This is a genomic window from Mesorhizobium sp. C264A (genome assembly GCF_040324515.1).
In the GTDB taxonomy this organism is placed as follows: domain Bacteria; phylum Pseudomonadota; class Alphaproteobacteria; order Rhizobiales; family Rhizobiaceae; genus Mesorhizobium.
The window spans coordinates 1,651,527-1,668,893 of record NZ_JAMYVY010000001.1 but is presented as its reverse complement, the minus strand read 5'-3'; the positions used below and the strand labels follow the sequence as shown (position 1 = coordinate 1,668,893).

General features: G+C 62.7%; 11 protein-coding genes, 1 tRNA gene and 1 pseudogene. 9 read left to right on the top strand and 4 right to left on the bottom strand.

Translation table 11 applies throughout. The features are described from left to right. Positions 1–120 precede the first annotated feature (120 nt). Complete coding sequence (locus NKL04_RS08140; RefSeq protein ID WP_023702266.1) at positions 121–4,443, top strand: cytochrome P450; 4,323 nt, start codon at positions 121–123, stop codon at positions 4,441–4,443. Positions 4,444–4,473: 30 nt separating this feature from the next. On the opposite strand, the gene NKL04_RS08135 is transcribed toward NKL04_RS08140, so the two are convergent. Next, a complete protein-coding gene (locus NKL04_RS08135; protein ID WP_023668987.1) occupies positions 4,474–5,160 on the bottom strand; it encodes a Crp/Fnr family transcriptional regulator in 687 nt (228 codons plus the stop codon). A 508-nt stretch (positions 5,161–5,668) separates the two neighbouring features. Between NKL04_RS08135 and NKL04_RS08130 the strand changes: the two genes are divergently transcribed. Together NKL04_RS08130 and NKL04_RS08125 are read left to right on the top strand one after the other, a co-directional pair. Continuing rightward, positions 5,669–7,933 (top strand): DNA/RNA non-specific endonuclease, encoded by a 2,265-nt coding sequence (locus NKL04_RS08130; RefSeq protein ID WP_023702265.1) that lies wholly within the window; start codon positions 5,669–5,671, stop codon positions 7,931–7,933. A 16-nt stretch (positions 7,934–7,949) separates the two neighbouring features. Beyond that, a complete protein-coding gene (locus NKL04_RS08125; RefSeq protein ID WP_023702264.1) occupies positions 7,950–8,933 on the top strand; it encodes a trypsin-like peptidase domain-containing protein in 984 nt (327 codons plus the stop codon). A gap of 115 nt (positions 8,934–9,048) precedes the next feature. Here NKL04_RS08125 and NKL04_RS08120 read toward each other — a convergent pair whose 3' ends face one another. Next, the gene (locus tag NKL04_RS08120) at positions 9,049–9,579 is read right to left on the bottom strand and encodes a hypothetical protein (protein ID WP_156951503.1); all 531 of its coding nucleotides are present in this window, start codon (positions 9,577–9,579) and stop codon (positions 9,049–9,051) included. Here NKL04_RS08120 and NKL04_RS08115 point away from each other — a divergent pair. The 3 genes from NKL04_RS08115 to NKL04_RS08105 all read left to right on the top strand — a co-directional run bounded on the left by NKL04_RS08115 (position 9,571) and on the right by NKL04_RS08105 (position 13,418). Then, positions 9,571–10,368, top strand: coding sequence for a hypothetical protein (locus NKL04_RS08115; protein ID WP_156951502.1), 798 nt, complete (start codon positions 9,571–9,573; stop codon positions 10,366–10,368). The two genes, NKL04_RS08120 and NKL04_RS08115, sit on opposite strands and share 9 nt — an antisense overlap. Beyond that, entirely contained in the window at positions 10,365–13,034 is a 2,670-nt protein-coding gene (locus NKL04_RS08110) for a DNA/RNA non-specific endonuclease (protein ID WP_023702262.1), read from the top strand. The genes NKL04_RS08115 and NKL04_RS08110 overlap by 4 nt, the downstream gene beginning before the upstream one ends. 111 nt (positions 13,035–13,145) lie before the next feature. Continuing rightward, positions 13,146–13,418, top strand: a complete 273-nt coding sequence (locus NKL04_RS08105) for a hypothetical protein (protein ID WP_023696133.1) — start codon at positions 13,146–13,148, stop codon at positions 13,416–13,418. A 38-nt stretch (positions 13,419–13,456) separates the two neighbouring features. On the opposite strand, the gene NKL04_RS08100 is transcribed toward NKL04_RS08105, so the two are convergent. Together NKL04_RS08100 and NKL04_RS08095 are read right to left on the bottom strand one after the other, a co-directional pair. Continuing rightward, positions 13,457–13,531, bottom strand: a tRNA-Val gene (locus NKL04_RS08100). 128 nt (positions 13,532–13,659) lie between these two features. Further along, complete coding sequence (locus tag NKL04_RS08095; RefSeq protein ID WP_023691328.1) at positions 13,660–14,343, bottom strand: phosphoglycolate phosphatase; 684 nt, start codon at positions 14,341–14,343, stop codon at positions 13,660–13,662. Positions 14,344–14,498: 155 nt separating this feature from the next. On the opposite strand from NKL04_RS08095, the pseudogene rpiA reads away from it, so the two are divergent. The 3 genes and pseudogenes from rpiA (at position 14,499) to gor (ending at position 17,349) form a co-directional block, all read left to right on the top strand. Then, a pseudogene (gene rpiA, locus NKL04_RS08090) lies at positions 14,499–15,229 on the top strand (ribose-5-phosphate isomerase RpiA). Continuing rightward, positions 15,216–15,833 (top strand): DUF2059 domain-containing protein, encoded by a 618-nt coding sequence (locus NKL04_RS08085; RefSeq protein WP_023668979.1) that lies wholly within the window; start codon positions 15,216–15,218, stop codon positions 15,831–15,833. Before rpiA ends, NKL04_RS08085 begins: the two are co-directional and overlap by 14 nt. 124 nt (positions 15,834–15,957) lie before the next feature. Then, the gene (gene gor, locus NKL04_RS08080) at positions 15,958–17,349 is read left to right on the top strand and encodes a glutathione-disulfide reductase (RefSeq protein ID WP_023702260.1); all 1,392 of its coding nucleotides are present in this window, start codon (positions 15,958–15,960) and stop codon (positions 17,347–17,349) included. Positions 17,350–17,367: the final 18 nt, after the last annotated feature.

Sequence of the window (17,367 nt, the reverse complement as noted above, 5' to 3'; positions counted from 1 at the left end):
CAATGCTGGCTGGAACATGGACCAACTGTGAAAAGATTCACATACGTGCAACCGATGCAAACCTAGGCGTTGAACGGCCGGCATCGCAATAACGTGGATAGCCGGGGGGCTTGAACGCGCATGACCGAACTGAAGTATTTCGACGCTATTCGCGCGGCCCAGAAAAACCAGCGCCCGCTGTCGGAAATGCCGCCCTTCGATCTCGGCCGGATCCGGAAGACAGGGCTGATTGCGCGCATCGTCGGGTCTCTGGCCGAAGACCCCCGCTGGGCGCTTTCCTTGTTGCGGCGTTTCCGGCCGACCGGCAAGCTCTTCGGTGTTCTCGTGGTCACCAAGAACGCCGATGTCCGCGACATATTGGAGCGCGGCGACGAATTCCAGACCCCATACGGCCCGGAAATGACCGAGCTTGCCCGGGGATCCAACTTCATCCTCGGCATGCAGGACGGCGCCGACTACCGGCGCATGAAATCGTCGGTGCTGAGTGCATTCCCGCCGGCCGAGGTCGAAGCCGCCGTCAGGCCGATCGCGGCGCGTCATTCGCAAGAGATCATGACGCGCGCCAGCCCCGGCTTCGATGCGATCTCCAAGTTGATGAAGATCGTCCCGGTGCACATCTGCCGCGATTATTTCGGCGTCGAGATCGACGATGAATCCGAATTCGCCGACTGGGCGATCGCGCTGAGTGCGCTGTTCTTTTCGGACCCGACGGCGAGCCCCGTCATGCGCGAACTCGCAGTGGTGGCGGGCGACCGTCTTCTCAAAGTCATCGATCGCTCCATCCAGTCGGCGAGGGACCGGGGCTTGAAGGCCGAGCAACCGCTGGCGAGGCTGGTTGTCCAGACGGATCAGGGCCGCCTGTCGCGGGACGACCTCAATTCGATCATGCTGGGCATGATCGCCGGCTTCGTCCCGACCAATGTGTTGGCCGCCGGCAATTGCCTCGACGTGATCCTGTCGCGGCCCGACGCACGGCAGGCTATCGATGCCGCATTGGCCGAAAACGATACCGCCAAGCTCGACAGGGCCGTCCTTGAAGCCATGCGCTTCAAGCCGATCTGGGTCGGCCCCTGGCGCTACACGGCCCGCGACGCGATCATCGGCAAGGGTACGCGCCGCGAGCGCCTGGTGAAGGCCGGCACGGTGGTGATGCCGGCGACGCTGTCGGCGATGTTCGATGCCGACGCCGTGCAGAACCCGGACCAGTTCGACACATCGCGCCCGTATCGCGACTACATGGTCTTCGGCCACGGCATTCATCAGTGCATCGGCGCCGAGATTGCCAGGATCCAGATCGGCGAAAGCCTGCGCGCCCTGTTCCAGAAGCAGGGCGTGCGCCGCATGCCCGGCAAGGCCGGGCGGATGACCCGCATCGGCGCCTATCCCGAAACGCTCAAGGTCGATTTCGAACGGGCAGAACTCTGCCGCACCGTAACGCAGTCTATGGTGACGGTGGTCTGCCCGGTCACCCGATCCGCGTCGCTGGATGCTGTCCGCGACAAGGTTGCCAGCCTCGGCAACCCGGCCGTCGAAGATATCCGCACCGCGCTCGACATTGCCGGCACCGTCCACTTCACCAGCCTGACCGTGGTCGGCACCGGCGAGATCGGCGCTGATTCCGGTCAGGAAAAAGGAGCTCTGGTTCTCGAGATTTCCGGTGACGGCAGCATCGACGATGTCATCGATGCGGTCACGCACGCCATCGGGCACCGGCTGCGGCCGATCTTCAAGGATGTCTGCGATCTGCGCGATGGCGGCGCATTGAACGATTTCCTGCGCAAGCACAATGTCGACATATCGCCGTCCTTCGGCAGCAATGCCGGACTGGTGTTTTCGGGCACGCCGGGGCACTCGGTCCAGCGTATCAAGGCCGAGCAGCAGCTTTTCGAAGCCGTGCGCGACATCGTCGAGCGGCCACGCAAAGGCGCCGGCAACGCTCCTGCCGTGCTCGCTGAAGTTCGCCAGCATGTCCAGTCATTAGGAACGTTTGCCTGGGCGTTCGAGCCGGCCGAGAGCCTGCTGGAAAAGCCGCCGGGTCATTGGGGCCGTGCCCTGATGACGACGTTGCTGGTACCGCCGGTCTTCGTCACGGTGGCGATCATCTGGGCTGCTTGCTGGTACATGACCTACGGTGTGGTGTTCGGCAGATCTATCGACATCAGTTCCCAGGAAATCTCCTTCACCGCCATAGCCGTAGCAATCACCTCACTTCTGTTGTCGGGACTTGGAGTGTTGGTGGCAGCGGCGCTGCTGGCGTTTTCGTGCTTGCTGGCGCTGCGACGCCGCGAGGACAGGGATCGGCCGGAAAGCACATCGATCGGCATATCTGAATTGAACGCGATACTCGTCAAGGAGGGCCACGCGGCACAAAACCATCTGACTGCGATTTCGACGATGAAGGCCGGCATTCTGCGGCGGCTGGCGCTCAGGTTTTCCTTCTACCTGATCTCGATAGCTGCCCAGAAGGTATTCAAGCCAGGCTTCCTCAACACCATCAACACCATCCATTTCGCCCGCTGGATACTGCTGCCCGGCTCCAACCGATTGATGTTCTTCTCCAACTACGGCGGCAGCTGGGAAAGCTATCTTGAGGACTTCATCGCCAAGGCGTCCGCTGGCCTCACCGGCGTGTGGAGCAACACCGTGGGCTATCCACGCACACGATGGCTGTTCCTGGACGGCGCGCGCGACGGCGATCGTTTCAAGCGCTGGGCGCGGCGCCAGCAGGTGCCGACCCTGTTCTGGTACTCCGCCTATCCCCAAATCAACACAGAGCGCATCCGGATCAATTCCCAGGTCAGGCGCGGCATTGCTTCCGCCGTCGGCAACGAGGCGCGCGACTGGCTGAGCTTGTTCGGTTCGCTACGGCGCCCGGCGAGCGAAACAACCACCGTTCAAAAGACCACTTCGCTGCTGGCCAATATCAGCTCTGCCTTTCCGGCGCCTCTCGAGCAGCAGCTGGAAACCGGCGAGATCCAGTCCATCTTCTTCGGCCCGCTCGGCCCGCTCGCTTATTCGCATATGCTTGCGATCCGGGTGCCGGACAAGTTGCCGGCGCCCAAGCGCAGAGCCTGGCTCGATTTCGTTGTCGAGCAGACGAGTTTCGGCGAAGGCAGGCCCGCCGGGCGAGCTATGATAGTCGCCTTTGGTCCCGGTGGCCTGCGGCAGTTTGGGCTCGACGAGGGTGTGGAGGGCGATCCACTGGAAACATTTCCGATCGCCTTTCGCCATGGCATGGGCAATCCCGAGCGTGGGCGCATACTGGACGACCGAGGCCGCGACGGCCCGGACGAATGGGAGTGGGGGTCGTTGGAGAACCCTGTGGACCTGGTCATCGTCTGCTATGCTGAAGACCCGGGACGGTTGAAGACCGAGATTGCCACCGTGAGACGAAAGACGACCGGTGCAGGCATGAAGGTCGTCGCCGAACTGCCGCTCGCCGTAAACCGGGGTCCGACCGACACGAAGACGAAATCGTCCGACCGGGCAAAGGGTGACGATCGGTCGGAACGTGGGCCAGCCTACGAGCATTTCGGTTTCGCGGACGGGATTTCGCAGCCGATTGTCCGCGGCACGACCCGCGCCAGCAGGGGCGCCGCGCCCATGCATCTGGTCGCGCCCGGCGAGTTCCTGTTCGGCTATCGTGATGAGCATGGGTTCTATCCAGCCTCGCCCTCGGTAAGCGCATCACGCGATCGGACCGGAATCCTTTCGCAGGTGCGCCGTAGCCGGCTGATTCCGGGCCTGCCGCCACCGCCGCGCGATTTCGGGCGCAACGGTTCCTTCCTGGTTATTCGCCAGTTCGAGCAGCACGTCGACGTCTTCAACAACTACTGCAAAAAGGCTGCAGCCTTGGTCGCGAGCCAACTCGGCAACCAAGCCATCACGCAAGACTGGATTGCCGCCAAGATGCTCGGCCGCTGGCAGAACGGTAGCTCGCTGGTGCGAAACCCCGATCATCCGGGACGCGTCATCGACAACGACTTCGCCGCTGGCGCCGAGGATCCGCAAGGCCATCGCTGCCCGCTTGGTGCCCACATTCGCCGTTCCAACCCACGCGACTCGCTGGGTGAGGACCGCGATACGCAGATCAATATCGGCAAGCGCCATCGTATCCTGCGGGTCGGCCGTACCTATGAGAAGCAGGACGGCAAGAATGGCAAGGTCGAAAAAGGGCTGCTGTTCATGTGCCTCAACGCCGACATAGAGCGCCAGTACGAATTCATTCAGCAGACCTGGGTTTCGTCGGCCACGTTCCAGGGCCTCGTCGCTGAAAAGGACCCGACGATTGGTTCGCGCAGCGGTGATGGCAGGTTCACCATTCCGTCATGGGAAAAGGTCACGACGCTCCGTGACATGCCGCAATTCGTCACCACCAAGGGTGGTGGATACTTCTTCATGCCCAGCCGCTCGGCGCTGCGCTACCTGATTTCGCGGCTCTGAGTCTTAGCCGGGGCTGATTCGGGATCGGCGTCAGTCGTCGTCCTGCGATTCGGCGATATGGCGCAGCGCCCCGGTGTCGGTGATGCGCAGGCCGCCGCGTTTGATGGCAATGAACGAGCGGTTGCGCCAGTCGTTGAGCGTCTTGTTGACGGACTCGCGCGTGGCGCCGAGGAACTCTCCGAGTTCCGATTGCGAGATCGGGATCCAGCCGGCGCTGTCGGCCATCACCTTGGCCAGGAAGACCAGGCGTTTGGCGAGCCTCGCCTCGATGCCGAAGAAGGCCTGGTCGCCGAGTTCGCCGCTGACCCAGCGCAGCCGGGCGCACAGAAGTTCGATCATCGCGCGTGCCAGCGGTGGATTTCTCTCAATGCGATCAAAGAGTTGTGTCCTGCTGAGCGAAACCAGCTCGCAAGCGGTCAGGCAGATGGCGGTGGCGGTGCGTGGCCGCCCGTCAAGCGCGCCGATCTCGCCGACGAGGCTGCGCGACAGCTCGATATTGGCCACCAGCTTCTGCCCGCCAGGCGAATAGATCGAGATTTCCACCGTGCCGCTCATCACCCCGTAGATTCGGTCGGCGGCATCTTCCTGGACGAACAGATGCTGGCCGGCGGCGTAGCGCTCGACCTTGCAGCCGCTGAACAGGATATCGAACAGCTTTGGATCGATGCGTGCCAGGCGCGGCAGATCGTTTCTGTCGTTTGGGCCGCCAAAAGCCATGTTCCAAATTCCCAATTGCCGCAATCGGCGAAGTTTAAGGGCCGAAGTCTAAGGCAAGAGTGCACCGCGTCAAAGGCCGGCGTTCATCCCTTGCGATTACGCCTTGTAAAGGCTTGGCGCAGTGGTCGCGCCCAGTGCCTGGCTCGTGCGGGGCGGAAAGCCGCCTGCACGCGCGGCGAGAGGAGCCGCGCGTGCAGGCGCCAACTGATAAAAATGGATAGGTGATAAAATTTCTGTAAAACCGAGCGGCCGCAATGGCCCTTCCACCCGTTGCGATAGGTGGGCGCAAACAGCGTGAGCGTCTGTGACGGAGATCACATACAGCATCGCTGAAATAATGCGAGCGTCATACATCGCGCGAGCGACTGCGGCAAAGAGACATGCCGACGTTGCACTCCGGTCATCTTCGACGCGAGTTGATTTGTTTCCTTGCCTGCCAGTCAGAATTGCACCAGTCTAAAATGGGGCAATACATTTCTTTTCTTCGACAGAACCTTTGAGGGCGACTATGCCGGTCAGCAGAGAGCAGCGAATCCGTCAATATCTCGATCTCGTCACCGGGGGCGAGGGGACTGAATCAGTCCTCGGCAACGTGGAGACGATGGCAGGCGGCGCTCTGGAATCCCTTGCGCCTGCGGAAGCCGGCAAGACGGAGGCGGCGTTTGAATCGGCGCGCGCTGGCATGGAGAGCCTCGCGCGGGGCGCCGAAGTCGCGCCCGAGCAGCTTTCCGATCTGGAAGCCATAATCATCCCGGAGTTGCGGCCGGTCTATGACATCAAGGATGGCACCTTTACGACGCTGACTTTCGACGGCGCTCCGACACCTGGCCATTCGCTGTGGACGAAGCTTACCAGCGAGGCCGCATTGAAGCAGCGCATCGAAGCCGCCCTGCCGGCGATCGGGCGTATCGAACTGTTGTGGGACACCAATATCCCTTACGGCGGCACGGGCTTCGTCGTCGGCCGCAACCTGCTGATGACCAACCGTCATGTGGCGCAGATATTTGCGGACGGCCTTGGCGACCGCAATGTGCAATTCATCAACGGCCGCGCCGCCGGCATCGACTTCAAGCGCGATTCGGCGGCAGGAAACGTCTTCAAGATCCGCAATGTCCGGATGATCCATCCCTATTGGGACATGGCGATTCTCGAAGTCGAAGGCCTGCCCGACAACATCACGCCGCTGTCGCTCGCGGTCGCCGACGCGCGCGATATGCTGCGCCAGGAAGTCGTCGCCATCGGCTATCCGGCGTTCGACAATCGCAACGCGGTCGACGTCCAGACGGAGATCATGCGTAACCGCTTCCAGGTCAAGCGCCTGCAGCCGGGCATGCTTCAGGGCGGCTTCAACACTGAAAGTTTCGGCAAGATCGTCAGCGCGGCGACACATGATTGCTCGACCACTGGCGGCAACTCCGGCACCGCCATGATCAACCTCGCCACCGGCGAGGTCGTGGCGCTGCATTTTGCCGGCCGCTATCTCGAGCGCAACTACGCCGTGCCCACCGGCGCGCTCGCCAAGGACCAGCGTGTCGTCGACCTCGGCCTCAATTTCGCCGGCGCCGCCAGCGGCGGCCCCAACGATTGGGGCGCATGGTGGAACAAGGCGGACAGTGGGTCGCCGGCCGAGGGCGTAAACCTGGTTGAAGTCGGCGGCGCCCAGCAGATCCCGGGCGTCGCCACCCAGACGCCTCCATCCGGAGGCGTCGTCGTTTCGCCGGGCGGCAGCGTCACCTTCGAAGTGCCGTTGCGCATCACCGTCTCGCTCGGCGCAACGCCTGGCCATGAAGCGGTCACGGAATCGGTCGAACTGGAAGCGGCCAAGCCGACCCCTCCAGGCGGCGCATTCGTTCCCAAAACGGTCGCGGACTATGCCGGCTATAAGGGCTACGACGAAAAATTCCTGTCCGGCGGCACCAAGCTCGCGCCCGTCGTGGTGCCGATGCCGGAGGCCACCGACCTGTCCGTGCTGGCGCAGCTCAAGGCAGGGGGCACGCGGCTAGATTACCAGAATTTTTCACTCAAGATGCAGGCCAAGCGGCGGCTGGCGCTGTTCACCGCCTCCAACGTCACCGAGGAGAGCAATCTGCGCGAGCCGGAAAAGGGCCGCAACTATTCGCGTGGCGGCCTGTTCAGCGAGCGCTGGTTCCCGGATCTGCGGCTCGACGACAAGTATCAGATCCCCGATGTCTTCTACACCCAGGATCAGGGCGCCTTCGACAAGGGCCATATCGTCAGGCGCGATGACGTGGCCTGGGGCAGCACCTTCGAGCTGCTGCTCAGGGGCAATGTCTGCTCCTTCCATGTCACCAACTGCTCGCCCCAGGTCGAAGGCTACAACCGCTCCGACAGCGGCGAGAAGAACTGGGGCGATCTTGAGAACCACGTCCTGTCGGAGGCGGCGAGCGAGCGGCTTTGCGTCTTCGCCGGGCCGGTCCTCGCCGAAGACGACCGGACCTTTGCCGGCAAGGGTCCCAAAGGCACCAGTCTTCGCGCGCTAGTGCCGCGCCGCTTCTGGAAGGTGGTGGTCGCCCGCGTCAGTGACGGCATCGCCAGCTACGGCTTCGTGCTCGAACAGGATCTGTCGGACACGCAGCTTGAGTTTGCCGTCTCCGACGAGTTCATCGGCGCCATGTACCCGCTGACCGAAATCTCCGAAATGACCGGCGTCAGCTTCGACCAGTCGCTGGTCGATGCCGACCAGTACGAAACGGTTCGCGGCACCGAAATTGCCATGCGGGCGGGATCACGCAAGCGGAAGAAGAAGGCTTAGGGTCGGAGGGAATCCCATGACCGAATGGACGCAATCCGAACTGAACAGTCTCAACCGCATCCTCGCCAACCTTTACCCGATGATCGGCGACGGCGTGCGTGTTGCCAAAGGTGTCGGTCTTTCGACGGCCCAGATCGCCTTTGACAACAAGGCGATCAACAACTGGTTTGCGATTGTCCAGCGCGCAAAGCAGGAGACCAGGGCCGACGACCTCGTCGCCTTTGCACTCGATGAGAATCCCGGCGACCAGGCACTGCTGCAGGCAAAGCAGCACGCCCCGCCGCCGCCGGTCGAAGGCCCCGCGACCGCCAATTGGAGCGGCGCGACGGCGCCGGCCCAGCTCGAAAAAATCCTTGGCAACAAGAGCACGCTGGTGCCGATCAGCTATCTCGAACTCGGCCTTGTCAGGGCAAGATCGGTGGTGCGCATCAAGCGTGCGGATGGCAGCTCCGGCACCGGCTTCATGACCACCGGCGGGATACTGATCACCAACAACCATGTCTTGCCTGACGGCGCTTCATTGGCGGGCACGGTGGTCCAGTTCAACTATCAGCGCACCGTTGCCGGGCTCGACGCGCCGCTCGACCAGTTCGACATCGACACCGCCGTGCCTCTTCGTACCTCCAAGGACAATGATTGGTCCGCCGTCCGCATCAAGGGCGATGCCTCCAAATGGGGCGAGTTGGAATTGAAACCCATGACCGTCAAGGCCGGCGATCATGTCAACATCATCCAGCATCCCGGCGGTGCGCAGAAACAGATTTCGTTCGTCGCCAATGTCGTGGCCTTCGTCGGCGGCGGCCGCGTCCAGTATCTGACCGACACACTGCCGGGTTCGTCGGGCTCGCCGGTCTTCGACACCGACTGGAACCTGATTGCGCTGCATCACAGCGGAGGCTGGCTCACCGAGCCCAACGCGCCTGCCAAAAGCACATATTATCGCAACGAAGGCATCGCGATCGACACCATCATCCAAGACCTCGCGGCAAAGCCTGTGTAGATGGTGAGCTATGCAGACCGATGGCGCAGCTCGATGCGCGGCGATTTGGGACTACGGCATGTAAATTTTTTCGGATGTGACGGTTTATAACGCCACACACCAAACACCAGGGAGTTCAGAGATCAGCGCCTATTTCGACCTCAGGCTTCAACTGGCTGATCTCTACCCATTGCCTCCCGATTGGTTGCAGGTAACCAAGGACGCTGGAATCGTCGCTGGCGCCATCAACTTCCAGGGCGCGGCGCTCACAGTCTGGTTCAACATCCTCGACTATGCCTTGACCAACAAGCTGTCGCAGCCGCTGATAGACACTGTCGTTCAGCAAAATCCGCAATGCGCCGCAATATGCAAAGCCTATCTGGATGAACTTGCCGCGGGCGAGAAACCGACGCCCGAACTGCCGGGCCTGACCACCGATGACCGCGTCAACACGGCCGTTGCCGGCTTCGATGCCGTCAACCAGCAGCCAAAGGACATTCAGGCCGTACTCGCCGCCGGCGATGGGCTCACCGCCGTCACCAGCCAGATCGATGTTCTTGCGACCTACAAGAACTTGCATGATGGCCTGCAGAGCTTTCAATATGGCATCGGCAGCTTCCAGACCCTGATGATCGCCGGGCGAGACATGGGCGCTGATTTGAATCAAGTCCGCGTCCTGCGCAAATTCCTCAACCAGTTGAGGCTCTTCTGCGCATCCGCCGGCGACAAGGTCACTGTATTGCCCCCTGGGCCGGCGCTTCGCGACATCGAGCAGGCATGGCTCGACGACCTCGGGCAGGCTGCGGCGAAACTGCAGGGCGCAATCCCCAACACATCGGCCGACGCCTACGATGCCTTGCTGGATGTGCGCACCGTGCTGCGCGTCGTACCCTCGCGGCTGAACCAGCAGATATTCGTCACCGCAAAGAACTTGCCTTTCGGCATCCTGGCCGCGGGGCTCGAAACAATAGCCGGCAAACTTCCAGCCGGCGAGCCTTCCGTGCCTGCGATAAAGGCCGCGCATGACGCGATCAAGGTACTGTCTTCGACCATCTATGCCCGCGTAGTCGAGCACAAGCTCTGGCAGGACATCGACAACAAACTGGCCAACCTCACCGATCTGATCGAACCGGTGGAAGGGGGGGCGGCGGCGGACAAGTCGCTGCCTTTCCAGTTTTCGCCGCTGTGGCGAAATCTGGAAGTGAAGGTCCAGGTTCTCGCCGATCTCGACCCGAACGGAAAATGGCGAACCACGCTCGCCGGCTACTCCACCGACGTCAACGACGAGCTGGCGCGCGAGACCGTCGACCCCGCCTTCATCCTTGCCTTCGAAGCCTATCGGGACGAGGCCCAGCAACGCTTCGTCCAGGTCGATCTGGCGCTGAAAACGGAATGCGCCTCGATCGTCCGCGTCAGCACGCCTTTGCACAAGATCATTGAGGACCTGGGGCCATGAGCGATGAACTTGCGACAGGCACGGAGACCGAAACTCCGGCCGATTTCATTTCGCTGAGCGACATCCGGATCGCACATCTCGAGCTGATGCGCATCGCCAGCAGCAATGAAGCCGTCGACCCATCGATGAGCCGCAGCGACAAGGCCGGCGCCGAGACGACGGAAGCCAGCATCGACAACACGGCCCCCGATGCGCAGGCCATCCGCGACTTCCTGGCCAAGGCACGGCGCGCCGGCAGCACCATCGCGCGGGAATCCGACCGGCGCGCGGCGCAGCGCATACTCGATTATTGGTCCGCCGAACTGGTCACGCGGCCGGGCATCACCTCAGCCGACGTCAGCCCGGCGCGGCTCGCGTCTTTCGCCGGCGGTGGTGGGCTCGAAACAGCCGAGCCAGTTGCCGTTGCGGCCGACGACGAATCCGCATCGCGTGAAATCACCGATTCCGGGGCGATCGCCATCGCTGTCCCTGAACCTGTAGTCGTGACGACCAAAGACGGTGCCGTATCCGGCGACGGCTTCGCATCCGACGACGAACTGAGTTCGGACGAACTGACCGAGCGCTTTCGCATTCGCGTGGCCGCCCAGGCGCGGCAATGGAAGAACACCGGCTATCCCGGCTATCTCCTGCGCGGCGAAGCGCTGAAGGAGGCGGCGGAGCTTCCGCAGGGGCCAGACATCGCCGAGTTCGTCGAGGCGAGCGCCAAGGCGGAGACCGACAGCCAGAAGCAGCGCGATCGCAGCAAGAATATATTGATCGCGCTGTTTGCCATCCTGGCCGCGATCCTTGGGGCAACCACCTATTTCGCCTACGTCCAGAGAAATGACGCTGTTGACGCGCGCAAGGATGCCGAGACGACGGCGAGTGAGGTCGCAAAGCTCAATGGAAAGCTTTCCACCGCCCTTGAAAAGACGGAAGACGCACGCCAGCGAGCCGAGGCTGCACTTGCCGTTGCCGAGAAGAAGGCGGAAGACGCCGCCAAGACGCTGGCCGAGCAGCAAGCCACGCAGGCCACTTTGCGATCCGCGATCTTGCTTGTGGTCGAACAGCTCAAACTCGGCAGCGTGTCCCTGGACAAGTTGGCGCCCGATTTGCGACAGGGGGTGCTGGTCGAGCTGGCCGGGCAGGTCAAAAGCGGCGAGGTCGCGCTCGACCAATTGCCGGCGCCGCTGCGCGCCGCGCTTGAACCGCTGCTTGGCAAAGACATAGACAAACAGCCTAACGTTCTTTCGGGATACAAGGTCGATTTCATAGGGGCCACGATCGGCTTGCCCAGGATAACCGACGACCTGGCCAACGACGCCGTGGCGCCGCCGCTTGATTACATCAACTACTCGCTGGTCATGTGCCGAACTCATCGCATGGCCATCTATTCGGCCGTCAACCTGGATCGGTCGCAGAGGTTGCCGCTGCAATTCACCGCCAGCAGACTGAAACCCGACAGCCGATTGTCGGTCGACTACCAGCCTCGTCCCAACTGGTACTTTCGCGCGGACCGGCCCTGGCTGGCGGCGCGATTTGCAAGTGCCAGCGACATCGCCTGGGGTCCGGAGTTCGCCGGCGATCCGGCAACGGCGGCGCTCAAGCTGGCGCAGTATGCCTCTTTCCTGCCAAACACGATGCCGCAGCCGCGTACTTTCTACGGCAGCCGATGGGTGCCGCTCGAAAACTGGGTTCGCTCGCAGCACAATCCGCTCGCCAATCGGGTGACCATCTTCAGTGGTCCTGTCTTCCGGCCCGCGGACCAGCCGGTCGACGGCGTGCCGGTCCCTTATGCCTATTGGAAGCTCGCGGTGTCCTCGGTGTCGGCGGCCGTGAAGGGAGAGGTGAGGGAGCCGGAATTTGAGGTCGATGCGTTCTTCATTCCAGCCGACGCTACGGGGGCGTTCAACGTCGAGCAGTATCGGCTCCCGGTTGCCGAGCTTGAAAGGCTCACGAGCCTCAATTTCGACCCGCTCATCGAATGGACGGATTCACTGAAGAACCGCGGCCCCAATGGAACCGCGGCCGACGAACTGGCGGCTCGCGTCAAGCTGCTCGACGGCGCAAATGATGCACTGCGCGGTGACCTGATTGCCGTCCTCGAAGACGCAGACCTTCCGGTGGTCGAACGGCAGAAGATCGTCGCGGCTCTCGTCGAGATGGCCGGCCTGCAAAGCATAAGCGGGCTGACACCGGCGGGGCGCCGCAACGTGCTTGAGACCCTGCTTGGGGTACCGCCTGAATTGTGGGAACGCCCGGACTGGCTGGCTGTGTTTGCCGGCGCGCGCCGGGCGGTTGCCGATCTCGCCCTTTCGGCAGCCGACGGCCAGACTGTTATCGGTGAGCAGGATCGCAACGCACTCAACACGCTGAAGGACCGGCTGCGTATCCAGCAGAGCCCACAGACGGTTTACGTCCAGTTCGCCGGCATGGCGCGCGAGGACGCCGGGGCGCTTTCCGCAAAAATGCGGGCCTTGGGCTGGGGCATTCCAAACCCTGGCGAAGAACGTGTCGCCGCTGCCGCCGGCAAGAACGAAGTTCGCTACAACCCCTACAACGACGCCGACCGTGGCGCCGCCGAACTGCTGGCCGCCGACCTCACGGTTGCCGCTGGCCGACTGGTGACAGCCCGTGCGGTGCCGATCATCAAGGCCAACACATTGGAGATATGGACCAGCATATAGAAACACTGAAGGCCCGAGCGGGGCGAAGACAAGGGCGCGTAAAAAAGCCGCGATGCGCCGCTCACTATCGTCGCGACAAATACGGGCTGTTCTCACTCCAGAGGTTTTTACATGCGCACGCGTCACGCCGTCATGCTTGCACTTTCCGCGCTTTGCATTCCAGCCGTCTCCATGCCGCTGCAGAAAGCCAACGCGCTGGAGCCTGAAAAATACACGGTCTATTGCGCCAACGATCACATCGAGGTTTCGTTCTGGGATCTCGAGCAGATGAAGGTGCGCAACGGCTCCGATGTCTGCCAGTTCCAGAGCTACACGAGCTACTCAAGCGCCTTGAACTTCGCGCAGAAGAATTTTGGTGGGGAAGGGGCGAGTTGCAGCTGCTAGGAGTGCTGGCTTGGAGTGCGCTGTTCAGGGAAAGAAAATGGTGGGCGATGCAGGGATTGAACCTGCGACCCCACCCGTGTGAAGGGTGTGCTCTCCCGCTGAGCTAATCGCCCGCTCGTTGCCCGAAGGCCAAGCGAGCCGCGATATAAGGGAGGCAGGGTTGTGAAGTCAAGGCGATGCGCCGACCTTCTGTGCCTGAAATAGGCGAGGGCAGGCGCTGCCGCGCAATCGCCCGTTTCGCTCAGCCGGCCGCAGCTGCAATCAGCCGTTCCGCCAGGTCGAGCGTCAGCGCGTCGAAATGCGAAATCACCGCCGACGGCTCGAATTCTCTGACATGGCGGTCGGTGTAGCCGAAATCGACGGCGACCACCGGAATGCCGGCTGCCTTGGCGGTGTCGATGTCGGTCTGCGAATCGCCGACCATCAGCGCATGATGCGGATCGCCGCCGGCGAGCCGGATGGTCTCGGTCAGATGGCGCGGGTCGGGCTTGCGGAAGGCGAACGTGTCCTGGCCGGCGATCGCGGCGAAATGCTTTGTCAGGCCGAGCGCCTCGATCAGCGCTTTCGAATTCGCCTCATATTTGTTGGTGCAGATGGCGAGCAGATAGCCGGCCTTCTCGAAGCGGGCGATGGCTTCGACGACACCGGGGTAGGGGCGCGACTTGCCGGGGATGTTGAGTGTGTAGTGGTCGAGGAACACCTTCAGCAGCCTGTCGTGCTCCTCCACCGCCAGCGATTTCTGCTGCGCGGTATGCGCGCGCTCGATCATCACCCGTCCGCCCTGGCCGACAAAACGCCGGAAGCCGGCCTCGTCGACAGCGGCAAGCTCGCTGGCGGCAAGGCTGTGGTTGAGGCTGTCGAGCAGATCCGGCGCCGTGTCGATCAGCGTCCCGTCGAGGTCGAACACGATGATCGGTTGGGTCATGGCCTGTCCTGTGGCTGATGCATTGCAGGCAGGCGATAGCGGCTGCGCTTCTTTCAGGCAAGCCGGTGCGAGCCAAAGTCTTTGACCCTGCGGGCAAAAGTGCTAGGAGCGCGCATCCAGAAAAATCAGAACCAAGCCAAACCCCTGGGGCGAGCATGGATGCGAGGCAGTTGAAAGTCGAGGCCGCGCGGGCAGCCCTTGCCCATGTCAGCGACGGCATGCGCATCGGCATCGGCACCGGGACGACGGCCGACGAATTCGTGCGGCTGCTGGCCGAAAAGATCGCCGCGGGCTTGACCGTCATCGGCGTGCCGACGTCGGAGCGCACCGCAGCCCTTTGCCGCGAACTTGGCGTGCCGCTGTCGACGCTTGAGGAAACGCCCGAGCTCGACCTTACCGTCGACGGCGCCGACGAGATCGACGCGGCGCTGACACTGATCAAGGGCGGCGGCGGCGCGCTGCTGCGCGAGAAGATCGTCGCGGCGGCATCTCAGCGCATGATCGTCATTGCCGATCGCTCGAAGATGGTCGACACCCTTGGCCGGTTTCCCTTGCCGATCGAAGTCAACCAATTCGGCCTGTGCGCGACCGAAATCGCGGTCGCGGCAGCGGCCAAAAGTCTCGGCCTTTCCGGCCCGGTTACATTGAGGATGACGGGGGCCAGCCTTTTGTTACAGACGGCGGCCATTTTATCCTCGATGCATCTTTTGGCCGCATTCCGGATACAAGAGCGCTTTCTAATGCTCTCCATGCCATTCCTGGTGTGGTCGAGCATGGTCTTTTCATCGGGCTGGCGTCAGCGGCCATCATCGCCGGCGGCGACGGCATCCAAACAGTCCATGCCGCCCGAAAACCAGGGAGTTCTACCGATCATGATGTTGCATAACCGGGTTCGCAATCTTTGCGCCGTTCTGGCGGCTTCGGCCGTTTTCGCCTTCTCTTCCCCGGCGTTCTCGCAGGAGATCACGGAATCGCATCTGAAGGCGGCACGGGCGGCGGTCACGGCAATCCACGCGACCGACTCGTTCGACAACATCCTGCCGCAAGCGGCGGCCTCGCTCGAGCAGCAGCTCATCCAGAAGAACCCTGATATGCAGGAGCTGATCGGCAAGACCGTCAGCGAAAAGGCACTGGCGCTGGCCTCGCGCCGTGCCGATCTGGAGAAGGAAGCAGCGCTCGCCTATGCCAAGGTGTTCTCCGAGAAGGATCTCACCGACATCGCCGCCTTCTACAATTCCGATGCCGGCAAGAAGCTGCTCGACAACGGCCCCAACGTGACGCGCGAACTGGTCAAAGCCGCCGACATCTGGCAGAACGGCCTGGCGCGCGATCTCGCCCAGCAGGTCGGCGAAACGCTGGCAGCCGCCGCGAAGGCCGCTGCTCCGGCCGCGCCTGCGCCGGATAACGCAACTGCCCCCGCCGATGGCGCTGCACCTGCCGACGGCGATGCGCCCGCAGACGGTGACCAGCCGGAAGCGCCGAAGAACTAAGACGTCTGATTTCGCCACCGGCATCCTTGCCGCTGGACCAGAAAGCCCGGTGGAAACCGGGCTTTTCTTTTGGCTTCATGCAGCCTACCTGTCTCAAACATTTCTTGGGGCAAGGAACAGCAGCATGGCCGGCTACGACTACGATCTCTTCGTCATCGGCGGCGGCTCCGGCGGGGTGAGGGCGGCGCGCGTGGCGGCAGCGCTCGGCAAGCGTGTCGGCATCGCCGAGGAATACCGCTATGGCGGCACCTGCGTCATCCGTGGCTGCGTGCCGAAAAAACTCTATGTCTATGCCTCGCAATTTCCCGAGCATTTTGCCGACGCCGCCGGCTATGGCTGGACGGTGCCCGAGGCGAGCTTCGACTGGCCGACGCTGGTCGCCAACAAGGACCGCGAGATTGCCCGTCTGGAAGCGATCTACGAAAAGAACGTGAAAGGCGCCGGCGGCGAGACGTTCCACTCGCGCGCCATGCTGGTCGACCCGCATGTCGTGCATCTCCTGGGCGATGACCGCACCGTCACCGCCGACCAGATCCTGATCGCCACCGGCGGCCGGCCGGCGCCGCACCCGGCGCTGCCCGGTCACGAGCATTGCATCTTTTCCAATGAGGTTTTCGACCTCAAGCAACTGCCGAAGGCGATCATGATTGAGGGCGGCGGCTACATCGCCGTCGAATTCGCCAATATCTTCCATGGCTTGGGCGTCGACACCACGCTGGTCTATCGCGGCAAGGAGATCCTGTCGCGCTTCGACATGGACCTGCGGCACATGCTGCACGAAACCATGGAAAAGAAGGGGATCAAGATTCTCTGCCACGCCGTGTCGGAATGGGTCCGCAAACGGCCGGACGGCAGGCTGGATGCGTTGGTCACCGGCGGCAAGGTGCTGACGATCGACCAGGTCATGCTCGCCATCGGCCGCCTCCCAAACACCGAGAATATGGGCCTGGAAGGTGTCGGCATCGAGCTCGGCATAACCGGCGCCATCGTTGTCGACGAATTTTCCCGCACCAGCATCGACAACATCTGGGCGATCGGCGACGTCACCAACCGCGTGCAGTTGACGCCGGTGGCGATCCACGAAGCCATGTGTTTCATCGAGACCGCATTCAAGGGCAATCCGACCGCGCCCGACCACGACACCATTCCGACCGCCGTCTTCTCACAGCCGGAGATCGGCACCGTCGGCCTGTCCGAGGACGATGCCGTCAAGCGCTACTCCGACATCGAAATCTACCGCGCCACATTCCGGCCGATGCGGCACACGCTGTCGGGCCGCGACGAAAGGATGCTGACGAAGCTGGTGGTCGATGGCGCCACGCGAAAAGTGCTCGGCGCGCACATCCTCGGGCCGGACGCCGGCGAGATGGCGCAGTTGCTCGGCATTCCGCTGAAGGCCGGCGTCACCAAGGATGATTTCGACCGCACCATGGCCGTCCACCCGACGGCAGCGGAGGAACTGGTCACCATGTACAAGCCCACCTACCGCGTGAAGAATGGCGTGCGGGTCGATTGACGCCCGCGCGCTCGATCT

Bases quoted from the DNA above. Each gene is read 5' to 3' on its own strand.
- NKL04_RS08140 (WP_023702266.1), top strand. From the start codon at position 121: ATGACCGAACTGAAGTATTTCGACGCTATTCGCGCGGCCCAGAAAAAC.
- NKL04_RS08135 (WP_023668987.1), bottom strand. From the start codon at position 5,160: ATGGCTTTTGGCGGCCCAAACGACAGAAACGATCTGCCGCGCCTGGCA.
- NKL04_RS08130 (WP_023702265.1), top strand. From the start codon at position 5,669: ATGCCGGTCAGCAGAGAGCAGCGAATCCGTCAATATCTCGATCTCGTC.
- NKL04_RS08125 (WP_023702264.1), top strand. From the start codon at position 7,950: ATGACCGAATGGACGCAATCCGAACTGAACAGTCTCAACCGCATCCTC.
- NKL04_RS08110 (WP_023702262.1), top strand. From the start codon at position 10,365: ATGAGCGATGAACTTGCGACAGGCACGGAGACCGAAACTCCGGCCGAT.
- NKL04_RS08105 (WP_023696133.1), top strand. From the start codon at position 13,146: ATGCGCACGCGTCACGCCGTCATGCTTGCACTTTCCGCGCTTTGCATT.
- NKL04_RS08095 (WP_023691328.1), bottom strand. From the start codon at position 14,343: ATGACCCAACCGATCATCGTGTTCGACCTCGACGGGACGCTGATCGAC.
- NKL04_RS08085 (WP_023668979.1), top strand. From the start codon at position 15,216: ATGATGTTGCATAACCGGGTTCGCAATCTTTGCGCCGTTCTGGCGGCT.
- gor (WP_023702260.1), top strand. From the start codon at position 15,958: ATGGCCGGCTACGACTACGATCTCTTCGTCATCGGCGGCGGCTCCGGC.